21 protein-coding genes and 1 pseudogene are annotated in these 21674 nt (G+C 70.4%); 9 read left to right on the top strand and 13 right to left on the bottom strand.

Annotated features, from left to right (window positions below; genetic code table 11):
• Positions 1-21: 21 nt before the first annotated feature.
• Genes QQA12_RS13800 through QQA12_RS13785 form a run of 4 tightly spaced genes read right to left on the bottom strand, consistent with a single transcriptional unit; the run spans position 22 to position 3527 of the window.
• Positions 22-666, bottom strand: coding sequence for an ABC-type transport auxiliary lipoprotein family protein (locus QQA12_RS13800; RefSeq protein ID WP_056931129.1), 645 nt, complete (start codon positions 664-666; stop codon positions 22-24).
• Positions 663-1589, bottom strand: a complete 927-nt coding sequence (locus tag QQA12_RS13795) for an MlaD family protein (RefSeq protein WP_056931130.1) — start codon at positions 1587-1589, stop codon at positions 663-665. Before QQA12_RS13795 ends, QQA12_RS13800 begins: the two co-directional genes overlap by 4 nt.
• Before the next feature lie 3 nt (positions 1590-1592).
• Positions 1593-2402 (bottom strand): ABC transporter ATP-binding protein, encoded by an 810-nt coding sequence (locus tag QQA12_RS13790; protein WP_054667673.1) that lies wholly within the window; start codon positions 2400-2402, stop codon positions 1593-1595.
• A gap of 12 nt (positions 2403-2414) precedes the next feature.
• A complete protein-coding gene (locus tag QQA12_RS13785) occupies positions 2415-3527 on the bottom strand; it encodes an ABC transporter permease (protein WP_056931131.1) in 1113 nt (370 codons plus the stop codon).
• 90 nt (positions 3528-3617) lie between these two features.
• On the opposite strand from QQA12_RS13785, the gene QQA12_RS13780 reads away from it, so the two are divergent.
• On the top strand, positions 3618-4886 hold the full coding sequence (locus QQA12_RS13780) for a threonine/serine exporter family protein (protein WP_054668786.1): 1269 nt from the start codon (positions 3618-3620) through the stop codon (positions 4884-4886).
• A gap of 136 nt (positions 4887-5022) precedes the next feature.
• On the opposite strand, the pseudogene QQA12_RS13775 reads toward QQA12_RS13780, so the two are convergent.
• The 3 genes and pseudogenes from QQA12_RS13775 to QQA12_RS13765 all read right to left on the bottom strand — a co-directional run.
• A pseudogene (locus QQA12_RS13775) lies at positions 5023-5391 on the bottom strand (H-NS histone family protein); the annotation flags it as partial.
• A 222-nt stretch (positions 5392-5613) separates the two neighbouring features.
• Positions 5614-7308, bottom strand: a complete 1695-nt coding sequence (locus QQA12_RS13770) for a proline--tRNA ligase (protein ID WP_054667668.1) — start codon at positions 7306-7308, stop codon at positions 5614-5616.
• Between the two features lie 72 nt (positions 7309-7380).
• Positions 7381-7764, bottom strand: a complete 384-nt coding sequence (locus QQA12_RS13765; protein ID WP_054667667.1) for a DUF4124 domain-containing protein — start codon at positions 7762-7764, stop codon at positions 7381-7383.
• 80 nt (positions 7765-7844) lie between these two features.
• On the opposite strand from QQA12_RS13765, the gene pssA reads away from it, so the two are divergent.
• The 3 genes from pssA to rimI are packed head-to-tail and all read left to right on the top strand — an operon-like array spanning position 7845 to position 9567.
• On the top strand, positions 7845-8624 hold the full coding sequence (gene pssA / locus QQA12_RS13760) for a CDP-diacylglycerol--serine O-phosphatidyltransferase (RefSeq protein WP_054667666.1): 780 nt from the start codon (positions 7845-7847) through the stop codon (positions 8622-8624).
• Positions 8625-8680: 56 nt separating this feature from the next.
• Positions 8681-9073 carry an alanine acetyltransferase gene (locus QQA12_RS13755; RefSeq protein ID WP_226049953.1) on the top strand — a complete coding sequence of 131 codons (393 nt, stop codon included), beginning with the start codon at positions 8681-8683 and terminating at the stop codon, positions 9071-9073.
• Positions 9070-9567, top strand: a complete 498-nt coding sequence (gene rimI / locus QQA12_RS13750) for a ribosomal protein S18-alanine N-acetyltransferase (protein ID WP_056931135.1) — start codon at positions 9070-9072, stop codon at positions 9565-9567. Before QQA12_RS13755 ends, rimI begins: the two co-directional genes overlap by 4 nt.
• Positions 9568-9576: 9 nt before the next feature.
• Here the strand turns inward: rimI and QQA12_RS13745 are convergent, their stop codons facing one another.
• The 5 genes from QQA12_RS13745 to QQA12_RS13725 all read right to left on the bottom strand — a co-directional run bounded on the left by QQA12_RS13745 (position 9577) and on the right by QQA12_RS13725 (position 15583).
• On the bottom strand, positions 9577-10401 hold the full coding sequence (locus QQA12_RS13745) for an EamA family transporter (protein WP_226049599.1): 825 nt from the start codon (positions 10399-10401) through the stop codon (positions 9577-9579).
• A gap of 118 nt (positions 10402-10519) precedes the next feature.
• The gene (locus QQA12_RS13740) at positions 10520-13360 is read right to left on the bottom strand and encodes a valine--tRNA ligase (protein ID WP_226049598.1); all 2841 of its coding nucleotides are present in this window, start codon (positions 13358-13360) and stop codon (positions 10520-10522) included.
• 32 nt (positions 13361-13392) lie between these two features.
• Positions 13393-13593 (bottom strand): YqaE/Pmp3 family membrane protein, encoded by a 201-nt coding sequence (locus QQA12_RS13735; protein WP_056931138.1) that lies wholly within the window; start codon positions 13591-13593, stop codon positions 13393-13395.
• 9 nt (positions 13594-13602) lie between these two features.
• Complete coding sequence (locus tag QQA12_RS13730) at positions 13603-14028, bottom strand: DNA polymerase III subunit chi (protein WP_054667657.1); 426 nt, start codon at positions 14026-14028, stop codon at positions 13603-13605.
• Positions 14029-14110: 82 nt separating this feature from the next.
• The gene (locus QQA12_RS13725; protein WP_226049597.1) at positions 14111-15583 is read right to left on the bottom strand and encodes a leucyl aminopeptidase; all 1473 of its coding nucleotides are present in this window, start codon (positions 15581-15583) and stop codon (positions 14111-14113) included.
• A gap of 105 nt (positions 15584-15688) precedes the next feature.
• On the opposite strand from QQA12_RS13725, the gene lptF reads away from it, so the two are divergent.
• A complete protein-coding gene (gene lptF, locus QQA12_RS13720; protein WP_054667653.1) occupies positions 15689-16771 on the top strand; it encodes an LPS export ABC transporter permease LptF in 1083 nt (360 codons plus the stop codon).
• A complete protein-coding gene (gene lptG / locus QQA12_RS13715; protein ID WP_226049596.1) occupies positions 16768-17874 on the top strand; it encodes an LPS export ABC transporter permease LptG in 1107 nt (368 codons plus the stop codon). The genes lptF and lptG overlap by 4 nt, the downstream gene beginning before the upstream one ends.
• Positions 17875-18101: 227 nt before the next feature.
• On the opposite strand, the gene QQA12_RS13710 is transcribed toward lptG, so the two are convergent.
• The gene (locus tag QQA12_RS13710) at positions 18102-18569 is read right to left on the bottom strand and encodes an RDD family protein (RefSeq protein WP_226049595.1); all 468 of its coding nucleotides are present in this window, start codon (positions 18567-18569) and stop codon (positions 18102-18104) included.
• A 71-nt stretch (positions 18570-18640) separates the two neighbouring features.
• Here QQA12_RS13710 and xerD point away from each other — a divergent pair, with 71 nt between their 5' ends.
• From xerD to QQA12_RS13695, 3 genes are all read left to right on the top strand, one after another.
• Positions 18641-19651, top strand: coding sequence for a site-specific tyrosine recombinase XerD (gene xerD, locus QQA12_RS13705; protein ID WP_226049952.1), 1011 nt, complete (start codon positions 18641-18643; stop codon positions 19649-19651).
• A gap of 704 nt (positions 19652-20355) precedes the next feature.
• Entirely contained in the window at positions 20356-21135 is a 780-nt protein-coding gene (locus QQA12_RS13700; RefSeq protein ID WP_054667648.1) for a DsbC family protein, read from the top strand.
• A 23-nt stretch (positions 21136-21158) separates the two neighbouring features.
• The gene (locus QQA12_RS13695; protein WP_226049594.1) at positions 21159-21662 is read left to right on the top strand and encodes a hypothetical protein; all 504 of its coding nucleotides are present in this window, start codon (positions 21159-21161) and stop codon (positions 21660-21662) included.
• The last annotated feature ends 12 nt before the right edge of the window (positions 21663-21674 follow it).

Below are 21674 nucleotides of genomic sequence, written 5' to 3'. Positions count from 1 at the left end.
GCCTGCGCCGGCGGCGCCGCCTCAGTGCTGGTCGGGATGGGCCTGCCAGTCCGCCTGGCCGGCGGCCAGGGTCCAGCCGATCAGCTCGCCGGTGGTGCGCCCCAGCGCGGTCTCGAAGGCGGTGGTCACGCTGGCCACGGTGGTGTCGGCCGCGGGCTCGGCGACGAGGAAGGTGCGCGAGGCGACCACGCGCTGGTCCAGGCTGTGGATCAGCTTGGCATTGAGCTCGATGGTCGCGGCCGGGCGCGCGTTGCCGGCGTAGTCCGATTCGAACCGGCGCAGGTCGATGGCGAGCTTGTAGTCCGAGCGGATGCCGGTGGCGATGCGCGCCACCGCGCCGATCCGGCCGGAATCCTCGAAGCCGCGCAGCAGCGCGTCTTCGAGCATGTCGGTGGCCGGCTGCGACCAGGTCGCGCCGCGGTACACCTCCAGCTCGCCGGGCGTGGGCCGCACGTTGATGCGCGGGCTGTCCACCAGGCGCGCGGCGGCGGGCTTGGCCACGGCCAGCTGCCAGTCCACCCGCGGCCACGACGGGTCCACGGCCACCCGCGCCTGCGGTGCGTAGATGGTGATCGGGTGGCGGTCGCCGCTGGCCAGCACCGAGCAGCCGGCGAGGGCCAGGACGCAGAGGGGGGCGAGCAGTCGCATCGACGGGAAGCGCTTCATTTGGGTTCGAACTCCTTCGGTGCATCGCGGCCGAGCAGGTAGCGCGCCGGGTTGTTCTCGAGGCGGTCGCTGACCCGGCGCAGGTCGCGGATCAGCCCCCGCAGCTCGGTCAGGGTCGGGCCCAGCTGGGCCAGGCCGTCGTTGGCGAAACTGTTGATGGCGGCGCGGTTCTCGCCAAGGATGGCATTGGCGTTGCCGGCCGCCGAATCGAGCTTGGAGAGGCTGGCGTCGAGCTTGTCCAGCGTGGCCGGCAACTGCCGCACCACGTTCTCGTCGAGATGCTGGATGGTGCCGTTGGCGGTGGCCAGGGTGGTATTGAGGTTGCGCGCGGCGTCGCGCGCCTCCAGCAGCAGCGCGCGGGTGCCCTGGTCGCGGTCGGCCAGGCCGCCGCTGACGGTCTCCAGGTGCGCCAGGGTGTTGGAGATGCGCTCCACGTTCTGGTCGCTGAGCAGCTGGTCCATGCGCTCGACCACGCGGTTGGCCACGTCGGTGATGTTCTGCAGCGCCGACGGCGAGGTCTGGATGGTGGGCACCGCCTCGCGGTCGACCGTGGTCAGCGCCGGCGCCTGCGGGCTGCCGCCGCTGAGCTGGATGATGGCCGGGCCGGTGATGCTGGTGATGGCCAGCTTGGCGCGGGTATCGGTCTTGACCGGGGTGGTCGAGTTCAGCCGCAGCCTGGCGATCACCTTGCGCGGGTCGTCCGGCGCCAGCGACAGGTCGGTGATCGAGCCGACCGAGATGCCGTTGTACTGCACCGGGCTGCCGACCGACAGGCCGGTCACCGCTTCGTCGAACACGACGCGGTATTCCTGCCAGGTGCGGTCGGAGGAGTATTTGGCCGCCCACAGCCCGAACCCGAGCAGGGCCAGCGAGACGATGAGGGTGAAGGCGCCGATCAGGACGTAATGGGCTTTGGTTTCCATGGCTCAGGCATGCTCGGGCGGGAGGCCGCGCGCGGCGCGGGCACGGGGGCCGTGGAAGTACTCGCGGATCCACGGGTGGTCGAGGCGTTCGATTTCGGTCAGCGGCGCGGCGGCGACCACCTTGTGGTCGGCCAGCACCGCCACCCGGTCGCAGATGGCGTAGAGCGTGTCCAGATCGTGGGTGATCAGGAACACGGTCAGGCCCAGCGCCTCCTGCAGGGTCTTGATCAGCCGGTCGAAGGCGGCCGCGCCGATCGGGTCCAGGCCGGCGGTGGGCTCGTCCAGGAACAGCAGCGGCGGATCAAGCGCCAGCGCGCGTGCCAGCCCGGCGCGCTTGCGCATGCCGCCGGACAGCTGCGAGGGCAGCTTGTCCAGGGCATCGGCCGGCAGGCCGGCGAGTTTGACCTTCAGCAGCGCCAGTTCGTAGTGCCAGCGCTCCGGCAGCTCCGGGTGGTGCTCCTTCAGCGGCACCTGCACGTTCTCGCCCACGGTGAGCGAGGAGAACAGCGCGCCGTCCTGGAACAGCACCCCGGTGTTGCGCTCGACGTGCAGGCGCGCGGCCGCGTCGTCCGAACGCGCGTCCACGCCCAGCACCTCGATCTGCCCGGCGTCGGGCGTGCGCAGGCCGAGGATGGAGCGCATCAGCACCGACTTGCCGGTGCCCGAGCCGCCGACCACGCCGAGGATCTCGCCGCGGCGCACGTCCAGGTCCAGGCCGTCGTGCACGGTCTGGCTGCCGAAGCGGTTGACCAGCCCGCGCACGCGGATGGCCAGCTCATCGTCGTCGCCCGTGGTCCGCGAGGGAATCGCCATCGTGCCGTCCCCTTACCAGTCCATGTGCATGAACCACAACGCGGCCAGCGCGTCGAGGACGATGACCAGCGAGATCGTCTGCACCACGCTGGAAGTGGTGCGCTCGCCCACCGACTGCGCCGTGCCCTGCACCTTGAGCCCTTCCAGGCAGCCGATCAGGGCGATGATCAGCGCGAACACCGGTGCCTTGGACAGGCCCACCAGCAGGTGCCGCAGCTGCATGGTCTCGTGCATGCGGGCGATGTACATCTGCGGCGGGATGCCCAGGTCGAACGCGCCCACGGTGACGCCGCCGGCGAGGCCGGCGATCATGGCGATGAAGGTCAGCAGCGGCAGCATCACCACCAGCGCCAGCACCCGCGGCAGCACCAGCAGGTCGATCGGGTCCAGGCCCAGGGTCTGGATCGCGTCGATCTCCTCGCGCGCCTTCATCGCGCCGATCTGCGCGGTGAACGCGCTGGCGGTGCGCCCGGCCAGCACGATGGCGGTCAGCAGCACGCCGAACTCGCGCAGGAAGGCGATGTTGACCAGCTCGACCACGTATATCTCGGCGCCGAAGTCGCGCAGGATGGTCGAGCCGAGGAAGGCGATCACCGCGCCGACCAGGTAGGCCAGCAGCGCGATCAGCGGCACCGCGTCCAGCCCCACCTCTTCCATCTGGTGCACGGTGGCGGTCAGGCGCAGGCGCCGGGGCTGCCGCAGCAGCCGTGCCAGCTTGGCCAGGTTCTCGCCGAAGAAGCCCAGCAGCACCCCGATGTTGGCGCCGATGGCGTGCACCGAGCGGCCGAGCCGCTCCAGCGCCGCGGCCACGCCGTAGTCGCGCTGCGGCGGCGGGCGCTCGTCGGCGACCTCGTCGATGGTGCAGACCAGCGCGCGGTGCTCCTCGCGGAACAGCAGCGCGTCGTCGCTCAACCCGGCGCTGCGCGAATACCGCAGCAGCTGCAGCACGCCGGCCGAATCGAGCTGGTCGATGCCGCGCGCGTCCATTTCGCGCACCTGCGCATGGATGCCGCCCAGTACCTGCGCCGATTGCAGGGCGGTGGACAACGTCCAGCTGCCCGACAGCCTGAGCTGGCCGTCGGCATCCGGGTCCATCGTGCAGTGGGGCGGTTCGGCGTTCTTCATGGGGGCGTCCGGCGCCGAGCATACCCTGTCGCCCCGTCGCGGGCCCATGAAGCGATCAAGCCGGCGCACTTCCGGGTGATACTAATGCGCATGTCCGCCGAATCCATCGCACCCGCTTCCATCGTCCCCGGACGCGCCACGTATGCGCAGCGCGTGGCCTTCGTCACGGAGATCGCGGGCCGCCTGCATACCTACGGCACCACCGCGCAGCGGCTGGAAGCGGCGGTGGTCGCGCTGGCGCAGCGGCTGGACCTGGACTGCGAGCCCTGGTCCAACCCCACCGGCCTGATCCTCAGTTTCAGCGACCCGACCCAGGCGATCGGTTCCAGCGACATCACCCGCGTGGTGCGCCTGGATCCCGGCAGCAACGACCTGCACAAGCTGACCCTGGCCGACCAGATCGCCGATGCGGTGGCGAGCGGGCAGATGAGCATCGCCCAGGGCCATACCGCGCTGCGCCGGCTCGACAAGGCGCCCACCTGGCGCGACAACGCGCAGATGCTGCTGTCCTTCTGCCTGGGGTCGGCCGGCGTGGCCGGCATGTGGCGGCTGCCGTGGCTGGATATCGTCACCGCCGGTTTCACCGGCCTGCTGATCGGGCTGATGCTGTTCTACACCGACCGCCGCGTGGCCACCCGCGAGGCCAGCGACGCGCTGGCGGCGATGCTGGCCGGTTTCGTCGCGGTACTGGTGGCCAGCTTCATCGGCCCGCTGAACCAGAATTCGGTGATCATCGCCTCGCTGGTGGTGCTGCTGCCGGGCATGGCCTTGACCAATGCGGTCAACGAGCTGGCCAGCCAGCACTGGGTTTCGGGCACCGCGCGTTTCGCCGGTGCGCTGACCACGATCATGAAACTGACCGTGGGCGCGATGATCGCGGTGACCATTACCGACCTGATCGGCCTGGAGCCGCTGGTGCGCGGCTCGCGCCCGCAACCGGAATGGGTGGAATGGGCCTCGGTGATGCTGGCCGCGTTCGCCTTCGCGATGCTGTTCCGCGCCTCGCGCCGGGATTATCCCTGGGTGATGGCCGCGTCGCTGGCCGGATATGCCATTTCCCGTTATGGCGGGCAGCAGTGGGGCGGGCCGGCGGGGATATTCCTGGCGGCGATGATGCTGACCGCCGCCGGCAATCTGTTCGGCCGGGTGGTGCAGCGGCCGGGCGCGATCATCCGCCTGCCCGGCATCATCATGCTGGTGCCGGGCAGCATCAGCCTGCGCGGGGTATTGAGCCTGATCCAGCAGCAGAGCGTGAATGCAGGCGAATCGGCGCTGCTGACCGTGCTGAACGTGGTGATGGCGCTGGTGGCGGGGCTGCTGTTCGGCAACCTGCTGGTGCCGGCGCGGAAGAATCTCTGAGGCGCGAGCAGCCGGCAACAGGGCAGGGCGCGCGGTTGTAGCGCGGGAATTGCCGCACGATCGCGGCCCGCGTCCCACAATAAAAAACGCCGGCATGGGCCGGCGTTTCATTACGCGATGATTCCCGTCCCGATCACTTCTGGATCAGGAAATCCTCGACCTTGCGGCCGCCGGCGGTGTATTCGGCCAGCCAGCGCGGCTGCTTGCCACGGCCGGTCCAGGTATTGGCGGCGTTGGCCGGGTCGCGGTACTTCGGCGCGACCTTCACGCCCTTGCTGGCGCTCTTGGCCGGGGCCTTGGCGGCGCGCGGGGCGCGGGTCGCCTTGGGCGCGCCGGTGCCGAACAGTTCCTCGATGGTGTAACCGGCCTTCTGCGCGGTCTTAACCAGCTGCGCGCGGACCTTGGTGATGGGCTGGCGCTTGGCGACCACGCTCTTGCGCTTCTGCGCGTCGCGGATCAGGGACGCCAGTTCTCGGGCCGACAGGCCGCTCAGGTCGATACTCATCGAATTGCTACTCCGGATAATGGGTTGGGTATTGCCGGTCCGTGGCAGCGCGCAAAGCATAGCGGCTGTTCCACGGTAACGGCAACGATAATGTGGGCCATGTATTGATTACATGAGAAAAGGCCGGGTTTCGACCCCGGCCTTTTCCATCACGCACATCCCTGTACGTCGCCCTGCGGGCGGCATTGCCGTGAAAAACGGCTGTCCTGCCGTTTTTGGGTATCACCCGGCGATTCTATGCAGCAGCCCGGCCTTGTCCAGGTTTTCGGCCTCGCTGGCCGCGCGCGCGCGGTATTCGTAGGTACCCGCGGCCAGGCCGCGCTCGGAGACCACGATGCGGTGCGGGATGCCGATCAGTTCCATGTCGGCGAACATCGCGCCCGGGCGCAGGCCGCGGTCGTCCAGCGCCGCGTCGATGCCGGCGGCCTGCAGTTCGGCCAGCAGCGCCTCGGCGGCGGCGGTCACGGCCGCGTCCTGCTTCGGGTTGATCATGCACACCACCGCCTGCCACGGCGCCATCGCCACCGGCCAGATAATGCCGGCCTCGTCGTGGTTCTGTTCGATGGCGGCGGCGACGATGCGCGATACGCCGATGCCGTAACAGCCCATCGCCATTACCGTGGCCTTGCCGTTCTCGTCCAGCACCGTGGCCTTGAGCGCCTCGGCATATTTGCGGCCGAGCTGGAATACATGGCCGACCTCGATGCCGCGCGCGAGCTTGAGTTCGCCGCCGTCGCGGGCGCGGTCGCCGGCGACCACGTTGCGGATATCGGCCACCTCCGGTTCGGCCAGGTCGCGGCCCCAGTTGACCCCGGCGATGTGGAAGCCCTTTTCGTTGGCGCCGACCACGAAGTCGGCCAGCGCCGCCACTTCGCGGTCGGCGACGATGCGGATGGCCTTGCGCGGGTTCAGCGGGCCGAGGAATCCAGGTTCGCTACCCAGGTATTCGGCGATCTCCGCCTCGCTGGCCATGCGGTGGTCGGCCAGGCCCGTCACCTTGCCCAGCTTGATCTCGTTGACCTCGTGGTCGCCGCGCACCAGGGCCAGCACGAACGCACCATCGGCGCTCATCACCGCCACCGACTTGACCGTGCGCGCCAGGGCGATGCCCAGCAGCGCGGCGACGTCCTCGCAGGTCTTCTGGGTCGGGGTCTCGACCTTGCGCAGCGTTTCGGTCGCGGCCGCGCGCGGTGCCGGGTCTGCGGCGATGGCGGCCTCGACGTTGGCGGCGTAATCCGAGCCGGTGGAGAACGCCAGCGCGTCCTCGCCGGAATCGGCGATCACGTGGAATTCCTGCGAGGCGTCGCCGCCGATCGCGCCGGAATCGGCCTGCACCGCGCGGAACTCCAGCCCCAGGCGGGTGAAGATGCGGGTGTAGGCGGCCTTCATGTTCTCGTATTCGGCCACCAGGCTGGCGTCATCCAGGTGGAAGGAATACGCGTCCTTCATCAGGAATTCGCGCGCGCGCATCACCCCGAAGCGCGGGCGGATCTCGTCGCGGAACTTGGTCTGTATCTGGTAGAAGTTGACCGGCAGCTGCTTGTAGCTGGACAGCTCCTGGCGCGCGAAGTCGGTGATCGCTTCCTCGGCGGTGGGGCTGTAGCAGTATTCCTGCTCCTTGCGGTCCTTGATCTTCAGCAGCTGGCCGCCGAATTTCTCCCAGCGCCCGGTTTCCTCCCACAGCTCCCTGGGCTGGATGGTCGGCAGCTGCAGTTCCACCGCGCCGGCGCGGTTCATTTCCTCGCGGACGATGCCCTCCACCTTGCGCAGCACGCGCAGGCCCAGCGGCGACCAGGTGTACAGGCCCGAGGCCAGCTTGCGGATCATGCCCGCGCGCAGCATCAGCTTGTGGCTGACCAGCTCGGCGTCGGCGGGTGTTTCCTTGGTGGTGTGCAGGTGGAAACGGGAAAGGCGCATGGGGAGGCTTCACGGGACGGCGGACCGCCTATTCTGCCAGAAGCCCAAGCGCCACAAGGGCCGGGGTGGCGCCTACTTCTTGCAGTAGGCCGCCGCGGCGGCCTCGGCGAGCTGCTTCTGCGCGCTGCGCTGGGCATCGTCCAGCTGGGTGTCCGGCTTGCCGTCGCCGTTGGTGTCCTGCATCAGCGGGCCGCTGCCCTGCAGCAGCTCCAGGTTGCGCCGCGCCGCGGTGCACTCCGGCGCCTCGTCGGCCTTGGCCGGCTCGGCCGCGGCCACCGGCTCGCCGGAGGTGGTGATGCGGCGGGTTTCGTACTTCTGCCCGGTCGGCGGGCGCTCGGAGTACTGGGTCACGCCATTGGCGTCTTTCCACTTGTACAGGTTGCCGGTACCGGCAACGGCACCGCTGGCGGCGCCGGCCAGGGCCAGCAGGCAGCAGAAACGGGGCAGGGCGCGCATGGCGACTCCGGTCGCTTGACGGGACAGAACCCGATTGCAGCACCCGGTGACGCGGCTGGCAAGTCGATTAAACTGGCCGCATGGACGAAACCAGACCGCCGCCACGCTCGCGCAGCATCTACCTGCTGCCGAACCTGTTCACCACCGCCGGGCTGTTCGCCGGCTTCTACGCCATCATCGCCGCCTCCAACGGCGACTTCGTCAACGCCGCCGTCGCGGTGTTCGTGGCCGGGGTCATGGACGGGCTGGACGGGCGGGTGGCGCGCCTGACCGGCACCAGCAGCGAGTTCGGGGTGCAGTACGACTCGCTGGCCGACCTGGTCAGTTTCGGCATGGCGCCGGCGCTGGTGATGTACCACTGGTCGCTGTCCTCGCTGAAGTTCGACGGCGACGTGCTGGGCCGCATCGGCTGGCTGGCGGCGTTCCTGTACGCGGCCTGCGCGGCGCTGCGCCTGGCGCGCTTCAATACCCAGGTGGGCACCGTGGACAAGCGCTGGTTCGTCGGCCTGGCCAGCCCGGCGGCCGCGGGGCTGATGATGTCCTTCGTCTGGGCCTTCGCCGACGGCAGCCTGGGCTGGAGCGGCGAGGAACTGCGCTACGTGGCGCTGGTGGTGTCCATCGTCGCCGCCCTGCTGATGGTCAGCCGCATCCGCTTCTGGAGCTTCAAGGGCGGCAGCGAGAAGGGCCCGCGCTCCGAGCGCGTGCCGTTCATGGTGCTGGCGCTGGTGCCGATCGTGATCGCCATCATGGTGATCGACCTGCCGCGCACGCTGTTCGTGGTCGGCGTGCTGTACGCGCTGTCCGGGCCGGTGATGTGGCTGTGGCAGCGGTGGCGGCAGCCGGCCAGCAGGGTGCAGTGAACGCGGCCGCGTCCACACCGGTGTGGTCGCCGCAGCAGCAGGCATGGCTGCAGGCGATGGGCTATGCGGTGTATCTGGAAGGTGGCGCGCTGGACGCGCCGCTGCCACAGCCGGAGACGCGTGCCGCGGCGCCGGCGGCGTTGGAGGCTGCTCCCGCGGCTGCGCCCACGCGCGCGGCGCCGCCGGTACGCCGCGAGGCGCCACCGCGGCTGCCGCCGGAGGCGCCGGCCACCGCGCCGCAGGCACGGCCGGCGTCGCGTCGCGGCGGGGTGCGGCTGCCCGACCGCCTGCAGATCGCGCTGCTGCGCGCGTCCGGCTGCAACCCCAACGATCCGCAGACCCGCGCGCTGATGGACAGCTGGCCGCTGGACGAGCTGCGCGCGAACCCCGCGGCCAAGCGTGCGCTGTGGCCGCAACTGCGCGAACTGCGGCGGATGCAGCGGCAATGAACGCGGTGGCGGCGACGCCAGCGCCGGTGCTGCGCCCGATGCACGAGGGCGATCTGGACGCGGTGATGGAGATCGAGCTGCGCGCCTACCCGTTCCCGTGGACCCGCGGCATCTTCCAGGACTGCCTGCGCGCCGGTTACCCGAGCCGGGTGCTGGCCGGGGGCGACGGCCTGTTCGGCTATGGGCTGCTGAGCATCGCCGCCGACGAGGCCCACGTGCTCAACGTATGCGTCGATCCGCGCCGGCAGTCGCGCGGGCTGGGGCGGCGCCTGTTGCGCGACCTGGTGCAGGTGGCGCGGCAGCACCGCGCGGCGCGGGTGTTCCTGGAAGTGCGCCCGTCCAACGCCGCGGCCATCGCGCTGTACCACAGCGAGGGATTCAACGAGATCGGCCGCCGCCCGCGCTACTACCCGGCGGTGACCGGGCGCGAGGATGCGCTGGTGATGGCGATGGAACTGGTGGACGAGGACATCAGTTCCATGCCGCCGCTGTAGGCGGCCTGCTCAACCCAGCCGCAGCACCACCACGCCGGCCACGATCAGCGCTGCGGCGCACAGGCGCGCGCGCCCGATGCGCTCCTTCAGCACCCAGGCCGAGATCAGCAGCGCGAACAGGATCGAGGTTTCGCGCAGCGCGGCGATGACCGCCACCGGCCCCTGGGTCATCGCCCACAGCGCGATGCCGTAGGAGGCGGTGGTGCCGGCGCCGCCCACCAGGCCGCGTCCCCAGTTGCCGCGCAGGTACCGGCACAGCTGCGCGCGGCGGGTGGCCAGCGCCCACAGCGGCAGCGGCAGCCCGGACAGCAGGAACAGCCACAGCGTATAGCTGGCGGCATTGCCGGACAGGCGCGCGCCGCGCGCGTCGACCAGGGTGTAGGTGGCGATCAGCACGGCGATGGACAGCGGCAGCCGCAGGTGGCGGCGGGCAACCCCGCCGGCCATGCCGACGACGCCGGCGCTGACCACGGCGATGCCCAGCCAGGCGCCGGCCGTCAGCTGTTCGTCGAATGCCAGGCTGCCGGCCAGCGCCACCAGCGGCGGTGCGCAGCCGCGCATCAGCGGGTAGGACAGGCTCATGTCGGCAGCCCGGTACGCGCGTGCGACCAGCACGTAGTAGCCGGCCTGCAGCAGCGTGGAGGCGGCCAGCCATGGCCAGCTGGCCGGTGCCGGCAGCGGCAGCCACGGCAGTGCCAGCGCGGACAGCAGCGCGGCACTGCCGGTGACCAGGATCGTGGTCAGCAGGGTGTCGCCGCTGCGCTTGACGATGGCGTTCCAGCCGGCGTGCAGCAGGGCCGCGAACAGCACCGCGCAGAAGATCGCCAGCGACATCGCATGCCCGGGGTGCGGTGGAGCGTGCAGGATAGCCGCAAACGCAAACGCAAACGCAAACGCAAACGCAAACGCAAACGCCGCCCGCAGGCGGCGCTTGCGTCACCGCGGGGGCGGCTTACAGCTTGGCGCGCTGTGCCTGCAGCCCGGCCAGCTGGCCGTTCCAGTCGGCCAGGCGCACGCGCTCCTGTTCGACCACCGCGGCCGGCACCTTGTCGGTGAATTTCGACAGCTTGGTCTCGCTCTTCTCCTTCTCCGCCGACACCCGCGCGATCTCCTTGTCCAGGCGCGCGCGCTCGGCATCCAGGTCGACCAGGCCTTCCAGCGGCACCAGCAGCTTCAGCTCGCCGACGATGGCGGCCGCGGCCGGCGGTGTCTGCGCGTCGGCGGCCAGCCACTCGATGCTCTCCAGCTTCAGCAGGAAACGCAGCTGCGAGGTGAAACGCTCCACGCGCGCCTGGTCCACGGCCTGGCCCCCCTGCAGCAGCAGCCGGACCTGCCGGGACGGCGGCACGTTCAGCTCGCTGCGCACCCGGCGCAGGGCGTTGACCATGGTCTTGAACCACTCCACGTCGGCCTCGGCCTGGGCGTAGTCGCCGCTGAACTCCGCTGCGGTCGGATAGGGGCGCAGCGACAGCGTGTCGACGGTGATGCCCAGGCGCGGCGCCACCTGCTGCCACAGCTGTTCGGTGACGAACGGGATCAGCGGGTGCAGCAGGCGCAGCACCGCTTCGAGCACGTACAGCAGGGTGTGGCGGGTGCTCTGGGCATCGGCCGCATCGCTGCCGTTGAGCGCCGGCTTGGTCAGCTCCAGGAACCAGTCGCAGAACTCGTTCCAGACGAACTCGTACAGCGCCTGCGCCAGCAGGTCGAAGCGGTAGTCGGCGAAATGCTGCTGCGCCTCGGCCGATACCGTGGCCAGGCGCGCCAGGATCCAGCGTTCGGCATCGGTGCGCGGCATCGGCGCGCCGCTGAAGCCCGACCCTTCGGTGTTCATCAGGGTGAAGCGGCTGGCGTTCCACAGCTTGTTGCAGAAGTTCTTGTAGCCCTCGGCGCGGCCCATGTCGAACTTGATGTCGCGGCCATGGGTGGCCAGCGCGGCGATGGTGAAGCGCAGCGCGTCGGCACCGTGGGCGATGATGCCGTCCGGGAATTCCCTGCGGGTGGCCTTCTCGATCTTCTCGGCCATCTTCGGCTGCATCAGGCCATGGGTGCGCTTGGCGACCAGGTCGTCGATGCTGATGCCGTCGATGATGTCCAGCGGGTCGAGCACGTTGCCCTTGGACTTGGACATCTTCTGGCCCTGCGCGTCGCGGATCAGGCCGGTGATGTAGACGTCCTTGAACGGGATGTGCCCGGTGAAGCTGTCGGTGGCCATGATCATGCGCGCCACCCAGAAGAAGATGATGTCGAAGCCGGTGACCAGCACGTTCGACGGCAGGTAGCGCGCGAACCCGCGCTGCGCCATCGCCGCCTCATCCGGCCAGCCCAGCGTGGAGAACGGCCACAGCTGCGAGGAGAACCAGGTCTCCAGCACGTCGCTGTCCTGGGTGAGCAGCACGTCGTCGCCGAGCCCGGCACGGGCGCGGGCGTCGGCCTCGTTGCGGCCCACGTAGCAGTTGCCGGCGTCGTCGAACCAGGCCGGGATGCGGTGGCCCCACCACAGCTGGCGGCTGATGCACCAGTCCTGGATGTTCTCCATCCAGTGGCGGTAGGTGTTGATCCAGTTGCCCGGCACGAATTTGATGCTGCCCGGCTTTCCATCAGTACCTTCGACCAGCTCCAGGCCGCGCCTGGCCAGCCCGTCCATCTTCACGAACCACTGGTCGGTCAGGTACGGCTCGATCACCTGGCCGGTGCGGTCGCCGCGCGGCACCTGCAGCTTGTGCGCCTTGGTCTCGACCAGGATGCCCAGGCTTTCCAGCTCGGCCAGGATCACCTTGCGCGCTTCGTAGCGGTCCAGCCCGCGGTACTGCTCCGGCGCGTTCTCGTTGAGCGCGGCGGTCGGGGTGAACAGGTTGATCATCGGCAGGCCGTGGCGCACGCCGACCTGGTAGTCGTTGAAGTCGTGCGCCGGGGTGACCTTGACCACGCCGGTGCCGAACGCCTTGTCGACGTAGTCGTCGGCGATCACCGGCACGCTGCGGCCGGTCAGCGGCAGGGTGACGCGCCTGCCGACCAGGTGCGCATAGCGGCTGTCTTCCGGGTGCACCATGACCGCGGTGTCGCCCAGCAGGGTTTCCGGGCGGGTGGTGGCCACCACCAGGTAGTGGCGGGTTTCGCGAAGGGTCTCGTTGCCGTCGGCGTCGAGCTCCACGTGCTCGTAGCTGGCGCCGTCTTCCAGCGCATAGGCGATCGACCACAGGAAGCCGTCTTCCTCGACGCTTTCCACCTCCAGGTCGGAGATGGCGGTCTTCAGCACCGGATCCCAGTTGACCAGGCGCTGGCCGCGGTAGATCAGGCCCTGCTCGTGCCAGCGCACGAACGATTCGATCACCGCCTCGCTCGGGCCCGGGTCCATGGTGAAGGTGCTGCGCGACCAGTCGGCCGAGGTGCCGAGGCGGCGCATCTGCCCCTCGATCACGTTGCCCGAGTGCGCCTTCCACTCCCACACCTTGTCGATGAAGCCGTCGCGGCCCAGCGAATCGCGGGTTTCGCCCTTGCCTTCCATCGCCAGGTTGCGGCTGACCACCATTTCGGTGGCGATGCCGGCGTGGTCGGTGCCGACCTGCCACAGCGTGTCGTAGCCGCGCATGCGGTGGTAGCGGATCAGCGCGTCCATCAGCGTCTGCTGGAACGCGTGGCCCATGTGCAGGGTGCCGGTCACGTTCGGCGGCGGCAGCAGGATGGTGTACGGCTCGCCCTTGCCGGACGGCTTGAAATGGCCGGCTTTCTCCCACGCATCGTAGAGCGCGGTTTCGAAGGACTTCGGGTCGTAGCTGGAGGCGAGTTGGGTCATGCGGGGAAACCGGGTGGAAGGCGGGGAGGGGATCAGCGGGACGCGCCGGTTTTCAGCGCGCGCCTGATCTTCTGGTCGGTGTGGTACTGGCTGACCGCGTAGGCGGCCCAGATCGCGGCCGGGACCCAGCCGATCAGGGTGACCTGCAGGACCAGGCAGACGATGCCGGACAGCGGCCGGCCGATGGTGAAGAAGGCCAGCCACGGCAGCAGCAGGGCAATGAGCAGGCGCATGCGGGTCCCTTACATGTCGTGCTTGTTGAGCGCGTAGCCGGCGGCCTTGTACTGGCGCCAGCGTTCGCGCAGCGGTTCGCGCGCGGCCGGGTCGGCCGGCACCACTTCCAGTACCCGTTCGCAGCTGCCCAGGTAGGGGTCGTCGCGCAGGTTGATCACCAGCGGCCGTTCCGGCGCCTCGGCGCCCGGCGCGGCGATCAGCACGATGGCCTCTTCCTCGTCCACGTCATCGCCCACGATCTGGTGCGGGATGTAGGCGTCCGGGTCGAACGACCACAGCAGTTCGTCCAGTTCCTCGGCCTGCGCCGCGTCGCGCGCCAGCACCAGGGTGTACTGGCTGGTGTCGTTGGCCTTGCGCGCCAGTTCGCACACCAGCTTGAGCGGCTCGGTGAGGAAGCGGGGCTTGGCGATCAGGTAGAAGTCGGCGCGGGGCATCGGGCAACCAGGAAGGGGAAGGAAGAACCGGGGCCGGCGTCGGTCGTTCCAGGTGGAACCCGATGCCGCCCCCGGTTTTGCGTCACGCCGCGCGGTCCAGCAGCCACTGCGCCAGCAGCCCGACCGGGCGGCCGGTGGCCATGCCGCGCTTGCCTTCGTCGCTGGCCACGCCGGCGATGTCCAGGTGCGCCCAGCGCTGGCCCTCGGCGAAGCGCGACAGGAAGCAGCCGGCGGTGATGGCGCCGGCCCAGCGGCCGCCGATGTTGTAGACGTCGGCGAAGCTGGAATCCAGCATCGGCTGGTACTCGTCCCACAGCGGCAGGCGCCAGGCGCGGTCGAACACGTGCTCGCCGGCGGCCAGCAGTTCGTTGGCCAGGTCGTCGTGCTTGCTCATTAGGCCGGCGGTCTGGTGGCCCAGGGCAACCATGCAGGCGCCGGTCAGGGTGGCCACGTCGACCAGCGCGGCCGGCTCGAAGCGCTGCGCATAGGTCAGCGCGTCGCACAGGATCAGGCGGCCCTCGGCGTCGGTGTTGCCGACCTCGATGGTCTTGCCGGACATGGAGGTGATCACGTCCGACGGGCGGTAGGCGTTGCCGTCGATGGCGTTCTCCACCGCCGGCACCACCACCACCAGGTTCAGCGGCAGCCGGGCCTTGACCGCGGCGACGAAGGTGCCGATGACGTTGGCGCCGCCGCACATGTCGTACTTCATCTCCTCGATGCCGCCCTGGGTCTTCAGGTTGACGCCGCCGGTATCGAAGGTGATGCCCTTGCCGACCAGCACGTAGGGCTTGGCGTCGCCGCCGTTGTTCCACTTCAGCACCACCAGCTTCGGCCGGTTGGCCGAGCCGCGGGCCACCGCCAGCAGCGAGCCCATGCCCAGGGCTTCCATCTGCTGTTCGTCGAGGATCTCGGCCTGCGCGCCCTCGTGCTCGGCGGCGAACCGGGCCGAGCTTTCGGCCAGGTAGGCCGGCGTGCACAGGTTCGGCGGCAGGTTGCCCAGCTCGCGGGCGTACTCGACGCCGGCGGCGATGGCCTGGCCCTGGGCCAGCGCGGTCTCGTCGCTGCCGCTGATGGCCAGGGTTTCCAGGCCCGGGGCGTCGGGCTTCTTCTTGCCCAGGGTGGCGGTGTAGCGGTAGCTGGCGTGGTTGGCGGCGATCACCGCCTGGCGGATGTTCCAGGCGGCATCGCGGCCCTTCACTTCGAGTTCGGACAGGGTGAACAGCGCGCTGCGGGTGATGCCGCTGCGCAGCGCGCGGGCGGCGTCGCCCACCGCCTTGATGTACTGCGGCACGCCGAACTTGGCGGCGTCGCCCAGGCCGACCACCAGCACGCGCGGCGCGGCCACGCCGGCCAGGTCGTGCAGCACGGTGGTGTTGCCGGTCTTGCCGCCGACGTCGCCGCGCTCCACCAGCGCCGCGATGCGGCCGCCCGAGGCGGCGTCGAGCGCCTGTGCCGCCGGCGACAGCGACTTGTCAGAGAAGGCGCCAACGATGACGCAGTCGACCGCGGCCGAGGCCGGGGCGGCGTGGTTCAGGGTGAATTGCAGAGACATTGATCAGATTCCATTGCCAAATCCGTACAATCGCGGACTGTTTCCACCCCTCCAGACCGGCCGGGCGCGCCGCGAACGAAACCGGGAGTTTAAACCACCCACCCCATGGCGAAGCTTGACCGCTACCTGCTGAGCGACTTCATCCAGAGCTTCCTGGCGACCCTGACCGTGCTGCTGGTGGTGAGCGTGGGCGGGGTCCTGGTGGACATCCTGGGCCGGATTGCCGACGGCCGCATGCCGGCCGGGCTGCTGCTGTCGCAGCTGGGTCTGCAGTTCATCGTCTACCTGCCCATCATCCTGCCGCTGGCGCTGCTGCTCGGCCTGTCGCTGGCCATCGCCCGGCTCTACCGGGATTCGGAGATGGCGGTGCTGACCGCGGTGGGGGTCGGCCCGCGGCGCCTGCTGCGGCCGGTCATGATGCTGGTGGCGCCGGTGGTGGCGCTGGTCGGGGCCTGCTCGCTGTGGCTGGGGCCCTGGGCCAACCGCACCGCCGACGCGATGGTCGAGGCCGCCAGCCGCAGCGTGGTGGTGGCCGGGCTGGAGCCGGGCAAGTTCACCCAGCTCTCCGGCGGCGGCATCGTCTACCTGTCCTCGCTCAACGAGGACGGCACCCGGATGGGCAAGGTGTTCATCCAGCGGCAGGAGGACGGGCGCATCGACGTGGTCTCTGCCAACAGCGGCGCCATGTTCTTCGAGGGCGATCGCCAGCGCTTCCTGCGGCTGGAGGACGGCCACCGCGTCGAAGGCCCCGAGAACGGCGGGCTGGATTACCGCCTGATGCGCTACGCCAGCAACGAGGTGGCGTTGCCCGACCGCGATGAACCGCGCGGCCAGGACGACCCCGAGGTGCTGCCGACCCTGCGCCTGCTCGGCGACGACCGGCGCGAGGCGCAGGCGCAGCTGCACTGGCGCATCACCCCGCCGCTGCTGGCGCTGGCCTTCGCCCTGCTGGCGCTGCCGCTGTCGCGCAGCACGCCGCGGCAGCAGCGCTATGGAAGCGTCATGCTGGCCTTCCTCGGCTACGTGGTGGGCATCAGCCTGATGATCAGCGGTCGGCAATGGTTGGCCAGCGGCAAGCTGCCGGTGGAGCTGGGCATGTGGTGGCTGACCGTGCCGCTGCTGGTGCTGGCGCTGTGGCTGTACTTCCGCGATGGCCGGCTGTCTCGCCGCAAGAGGGCACGCGCATGATGCTGCGCCCGCGCATCCACGATTTCTACGTCGGCCGCACGGTGCTGGTCACGGTGCTGCTGGCGTGGGCGGTGCTGACCGGGCTGGACGCGATGCTGTCGCTGTCCGGCGAGGCCAAGAACATCGGCACCGGCAGCTATACCTTCGGCCACGCGGTGGCCTGGAGCGCCTACACCCTGCCGCGCCGCGCCTACACGCTGTTCCCGATGGCCGCGGTGATCGGCGCGCTGATGGGGCTGGGGCAGCTGGCGGCGACTTCGGAGCTGACCGCGCTGCGTGCGCTTGGCCTGTCGCGCCGCCGCATCGCGCTGTCGGTGGCCATCGCGACGTCGATGCTGACCGCGATGATGGTGGTCAACGGCGAAACCCTGGCGCCCTGGGCGCAGGAAAAGGCCGATGCGCTGAAGGCCAGCGCCAAGTTCAACACCGACATGGCCATGGCCCGCTATTCCGGGCTGTGGGCGCGCGAGGGCGACACCTTCCTCAATGCCCAGAGCGGCGAAGAGCAGCTCACCGAGGACGGCGGGACGCGCCTGCTGCTGCATGACGTCCGCCTCTACCGGCTGGACGCCGATGGCCGCCTGGCCAGCCTGACCCATGCGGTCACCGCCCGCCACGACGCCCGGGGCTGGACCCTGGAGCAGGTGCGGCGCGACACCTTCGGCGAGCGCTCGGCCACCCGCCAGACGGTGGCCAGCGAGCCCTGGGACTCGGACCTGGACGCAGCGGCGCTGGCCTCGGGCCTGGCCAAGCCACGCAGCCTGACCGCCGCCGAGCTGCGCACCAGCATCGAGTACCGCAAGCGCAACGGGCTGGACGCGCGCGACTACGAGGACACCTACTGGAGCCGCTGGTTCTATCCGGTGAACGTGCTGGCGCTGTGCCTGGCCGCGGTGCCGTTCGCGTTCGGTTCGCTGCGCAGTGGCGGCATGGGCAAGCGCCTGTTCCTGGGCATGCTGTTCGCGCTGGGCTTCCTGCTGCTGCAGATGTTCTTCGGGCGCATGGCCGGCGCGCTCAAGTTCGACTACCGCATCGCCTACGCGCTGCCGCCGGTCATCATGCTGGCCGTATCCGGCTGGCTGTTCAAACGACGTTCGAGCTGAGTCCGCTTCGCGCGCCGCAGGCAACCGCAGGCACCGCTTGCCCTGCCGCGCCGCCGCGCGCAGGGGCAATGAAGCGAGGGCTGTTTGCGCTGGTTACCGGTCGGGGACATGCACCAGCCGGGTGTTGCTGAGGCGGTCGTGCCGCGCCGCAGGAAACCGCGGGCCCCGGTTTCCCTGCCGCGCCGCTGCGCACCGGGAGCAACGACGGGTGTGCTGTTCCGGGGCGGTTACCGGTCGGGGACGTGCACCAGCCGGGTGTTGCTGAGGCGGTCGTGCCACGTCAGCCCCTCCCGATCCAGCAGCGCCCACCAGAATCCCAGGCCGCCGCACAGCAGCGACAGCGTGCCCAGCGCATAGCGCTTCCACAGCAGGGCCATCGACGGCGCGCCATTGGTGCCCTGCACATACAGTCGCCACGGGCGCATGCCCAGGGTCTGCCCGCCGCGCTTCCAGCTGAGCGTGGCGTACACCCCGGCCACGGCCCAGCAGCACAGCCACAGCAGCCATTGCAGCGGGCTGTACGGGGCGATGTTGTGGTGGGTGTTGCCGCCGCTGGCAACCACGTCCAGCAGGGTGAACGGCACCGCGGTGAGCATCCACAGCGCCAGCACCGGCCACAGGTCGTAGAACAGTGCCGCCAGGCGGCGCAACAGCAGTGGCGAGGGGCGGGGCGGGACGGCGGAATCGGCGTTCATCGCGCGAGCATACGGGCTGGCGTGCGCGATGTGGATGGGCAGCGGCGCCGGCAATGCCTATCCTGCGCGCGATGAGTTCGCCTTCCACCGCCGCCGAACGCCGCCAACGGGTGATGCAGCTGCCGCCGCTGCGCGAGGCCGACGGCCGCCGCATCCAGCGCTTCCTCGACGCGATCTGGGCCGAACAGGGGCTGGCGCGGGCGACCCTGGACAGCTATCGCCGGGACCTGGAGGGACTGGCCCGCTGGGCGGCCTCCCAGGCCGGCGAGCCGCCCCGCCAGGCGCCGGCGCCGCGGAGCACGCTGGCCGGCATCGATCGCGCCGGCCTGTTCGACTACCTGGCCTGGCGGACCCGCCACGGCTGGTCGCCGCGCAGCAACGCGCGCCTGCTGTCGGCGCTGCGCGCGTTCTTCGCCGACTGCCTGCGCCGCGGCGAGCGCGACGACGATCCGTCCGCGCTGCTGGAGCCGCCCCGGTTGCCGCGGCCGCTGCCCAAGGCCCTGGCCGAGAGCCAGATCGAGGCGCTGCTGGCCACGCCGGATATCGCCACGGCCGAGGGCCTGCGCGACCGCGCCATGCTGGAACTGATGTATGCCGCCGGCCTGCGCGTGAGTGAGCTGGTCGACCTGCCGGCCAACGCGGTCAACCTGCGCCAGGGCGTGCTGCGGGTGACCGGCAAGGGCAGCAAGGAGCGGCTGGTGCCGCTGGGCGAGGAATCCCGGCACTGGCTGGAGCGCTACCTGGCCGACGCACGCCCGGCACTGGCGGCGGGACGGCCGGTGCAGGCCACGGCCGACGGCCAGGTGCCGCTGTTCCTGGCCCGCGGGCAGAAGCCGCTGACGCGGCAGCAGTTCTGGGCGCTGGTGAAGGCCAGCGCGGCGGCGGCCGGCATCGACCCGGCGCGGATCAGTCCGCACGGCCTGCGCCACAGCTTCGCCACCCACCTGCTCAACCATGGCGCCGACCTGCGCGCGCTGCAGATGCTGCTGGGCCACAGTTCCCTGTCCACCACCCAGATCTACACCCTGGTCGCCCGCGAACACCTGCAGAAGCTGCACCGCAACCACCACCCGAGGGGGTGAGGCAGGCCGCTTGCGCGGCACTGCCGCGCGGCCTGTCGAACGCCCGGCCACGGATGGCCGGGCCGGAGCATCAGCAGGCCATTGAAGTCCCGCCAGGGAAGGCAGCAGCGAACCCGCGCCACTGGCGCGCGCGGTCGCGAACGCCCGGCCGCGCCAAGCCGCAACAAGGGCGCCGGTACGGCCTGCCGCGCCGCCGCGCCCGGATCCAACCGCACCCCGGCATGTCTCTGACGGCGTCCCATCCGTAGCGCTGGCCAGCGCTGCGTGCGCCAGCGGGGCAGGCCGCATCGGAGTTCCAGCGCCGGAGTATCCGCAAGCCATTGAAGTCCCGCCAGGGAAGGCAGCAGCGAACCCGCGGCACTGCCGCGCGGCCTGCTGAACGCCCGGCCGCGCCGCGTCGAGACCCGGGCGCCAACATACCTGCCGCGCGTCCGTATCCCGCCATCTCCTGCGATGCTCCCGGCGGCCGGGAGTACCGCCGGCACCGCGCAGCGCCCGGCGGCACCGGCCGCGATGGCACCCCGGCCTGTTCTACAGCGGGTCACCAAGCCCGGATGAGCCGCACGGCCGCTTCCCGCAGCAGCGTCGCGCCCTTTCGCCTGGGCGCGGCGAGTGCGCCGCCGCAGCGGCACCCGGAACGTCCCGTCCCCCGGGTATGCGAGAATCGCCCGGCTTTCCGCCAATCTCTTTTCCCTGGAATCCCCATGCTCCGATTCGCCACCGCCGCGCTGCTGGGCGCGATCAGCCTGACCGCCTGCGCGCAGCCGAAGGCGCCTGAAACCACTGCCGCTGCCGCACCGGCCACCGCGGACGGCGCGGTCGAGAAGCGGGTGCGCGACGCGCTCAGGCAGCTGGACCCGAATTTCAATCCGGACTACATCGGCGCCGCGCCGTTCGCCGGCTTCCGCGAGGTGGTGGTGTCCGGCCAGGTGCTGTACGTCACCGACGACGGCCGCTACCTGATGCAGGCCCAGCCCTACGACATCGGCAAGCGCGCGCTGGCGACCAGCGAGGGCCTGCTGGCCCACCGCCGCAAGCTGCTGGCGTCGCTGCCGCATTCGGACCGGATCGTGTTCGCGCCGCCGAATGCCAAGTACACCATCAGCGTGTTCACCGACATCGAGTGCGGTTACTGCCGCAAGCTGCACCAGGACATCGCCGAGCTGAACCGCCAGGGCATCGCCGTCGAGTACCTGGCGTTCCCGCGCATGGGGCTGGGCAGCAAGGACCACACCGACATGGTTTCGGTGTGGTGTGCCAGCGACCGCAAGGCGGCACTGACCGCGGCCAAGTCCGACCGCCCGGTGGAGGCGAAGAACTGCACCAATCCGGTGACCATGCAGTACAACGTCGGCCAGCAGCTGGGCATCAGCGGCACCCCGGCGATCTTCGCCGCCGATGGCACCCAGCTGGGCGGTTACCTGCCGCCGGCGCAGCTCAAGGCCGCGCTGGAGCGGCTGCCCGGCGCCGTCGGCAGTCCCTGATCCGTCGGCCCCGGGGCAGCACGATGCCGCTGGCGCTCCGCCGCCGTCCGCCCGCTGCGTGGTGGACGGCGGTTGCCCGGCGCGCGGCGCTGCTTGCGCCGCTGCTCCACGCCGGCTGCGCGTCGGCACCGCCCACGTTCGAGGCCCATCGCGTCCCGCTGAGCCGCATCGACCATCCGGTGCCGGCGAAGCTGCCGCGCACGGACATCGGCTGGAAGCTGGAACAGTACCTGCAGTTCGATGGCGAGGCCCCGGAGCCGCCCAACTTCGCTGACCACTTCACCCTGTTCCTGGTCGGCTGCGGCAGCGGTTGCCGCCAGTACGCGCTGATCGACCGCCGCAGCGGCAAGGTCCACCCCGGCCAGGCGTTGAACAACGTCCGCTTCGACTACCGGCGCGACAGCCGCTTGCTGGTCGTCACCCATACCGAGGGGTACCGCTCCCCGGACATCGTCGACTACATGGTCTGGAACGGGACGCGGTGGCGTCGCGTCGCCCGCGAGATCAGGCCGGCGCCCGAAGAATAGGCCGTCGCCGGC

It is taken from the genome of Stenotrophomonas sp. 17(2023) (assembly GCF_030345315.1).
GTDB classification, from domain to species: domain Bacteria; phylum Pseudomonadota; class Gammaproteobacteria; order Xanthomonadales; family Xanthomonadaceae; genus Stenotrophomonas; species Stenotrophomonas acidaminiphila.
The sequence above is the reverse complement of the archived record's forward strand: the minus strand, read 5'-3'. Positions and strand labels throughout refer to the sequence as shown.

Bases quoted from the DNA above. Each gene is read 5' to 3' on its own strand.
- QQA12_RS13795 (WP_056931130.1), bottom strand. From the start codon at position 1,589: ATGGAAACCAAAGCCCATTACGTCCTGATCGGCGCCTTCACCCTCATC.
- QQA12_RS13745 (WP_226049599.1), bottom strand. From the start codon at position 10,401: ATGTCGCTGGCGATCTTCTGCGCGGTGCTGTTCGCGGCCCTGCTGCAC.
- QQA12_RS13780 (WP_054668786.1), top strand. From the start codon at position 3,618: ATGTCCGCCGAATCCATCGCACCCGCTTCCATCGTCCCCGGACGCGCC.
- QQA12_RS13730 (WP_054667657.1), bottom strand. From the start codon at position 14,028: ATGCCCCGCGCCGACTTCTACCTGATCGCCAAGCCCCGCTTCCTCACC.
- pssA (WP_054667666.1), top strand. From the start codon at position 7,845: ATGGACGAAACCAGACCGCCGCCACGCTCGCGCAGCATCTACCTGCTG.
- QQA12_RS13770 (WP_054667668.1), bottom strand. From the start codon at position 7,308: ATGCGCCTTTCCCGTTTCCACCTGCACACCACCAAGGAAACACCCGCC.
- QQA12_RS13800 (WP_056931129.1), bottom strand. From the start codon at position 666: ATGAAGCGCTTCCCGTCGATGCGACTGCTCGCCCCCCTCTGCGTCCTG.
- lptF (WP_054667653.1), top strand. From the start codon at position 15,689: ATGGCGAAGCTTGACCGCTACCTGCTGAGCGACTTCATCCAGAGCTTC.
- QQA12_RS13695 (WP_226049594.1), top strand. From the start codon at position 21,159: ATGCCGCTGGCGCTCCGCCGCCGTCCGCCCGCTGCGTGGTGGACGGCG.
- QQA12_RS13755 (WP_226049953.1), top strand. From the start codon at position 8,681: ATGGGCTATGCGGTGTATCTGGAAGGTGGCGCGCTGGACGCGCCGCTG.
- QQA12_RS13765 (WP_054667667.1), bottom strand. From the start codon at position 7,764: ATGCGCGCCCTGCCCCGTTTCTGCTGCCTGCTGGCCCTGGCCGGCGCC.
- QQA12_RS13790 (WP_054667673.1), bottom strand. From the start codon at position 2,402: ATGGCGATTCCCTCGCGGACCACGGGCGACGACGATGAGCTGGCCATC.
- QQA12_RS13740 (WP_226049598.1), bottom strand. From the start codon at position 13,360: ATGACCCAACTCGCCTCCAGCTACGACCCGAAGTCCTTCGAAACCGCG.
- QQA12_RS13785 (WP_056931131.1), bottom strand. From the start codon at position 3,527: ATGAAGAACGCCGAACCGCCCCACTGCACGATGGACCCGGATGCCGAC.
- QQA12_RS13700 (WP_054667648.1), top strand. From the start codon at position 20,356: ATGCTCCGATTCGCCACCGCCGCGCTGCTGGGCGCGATCAGCCTGACC.
- QQA12_RS13735 (WP_056931138.1), bottom strand. From the start codon at position 13,593: ATGCGCCTGCTCATTGCCCTGCTGCTGCCGTGGCTGGCCTTCTTCACC.
- rimI (WP_056931135.1), top strand. From the start codon at position 9,070: ATGAACGCGGTGGCGGCGACGCCAGCGCCGGTGCTGCGCCCGATGCAC.
- QQA12_RS13710 (WP_226049595.1), bottom strand. From the start codon at position 18,569: ATGAACGCCGATTCCGCCGTCCCGCCCCGCCCCTCGCCACTGCTGTTG.
- QQA12_RS13725 (WP_226049597.1), bottom strand. From the start codon at position 15,583: ATGTCTCTGCAATTCACCCTGAACCACGCCGCCCCGGCCTCGGCCGCG.
- lptG (WP_226049596.1), top strand. From the start codon at position 16,768: ATGATGCTGCGCCCGCGCATCCACGATTTCTACGTCGGCCGCACGGTG.
- xerD (WP_226049952.1), top strand. From the start codon at position 18,641: ATGAGTTCGCCTTCCACCGCCGCCGAACGCCGCCAACGGGTGATGCAG.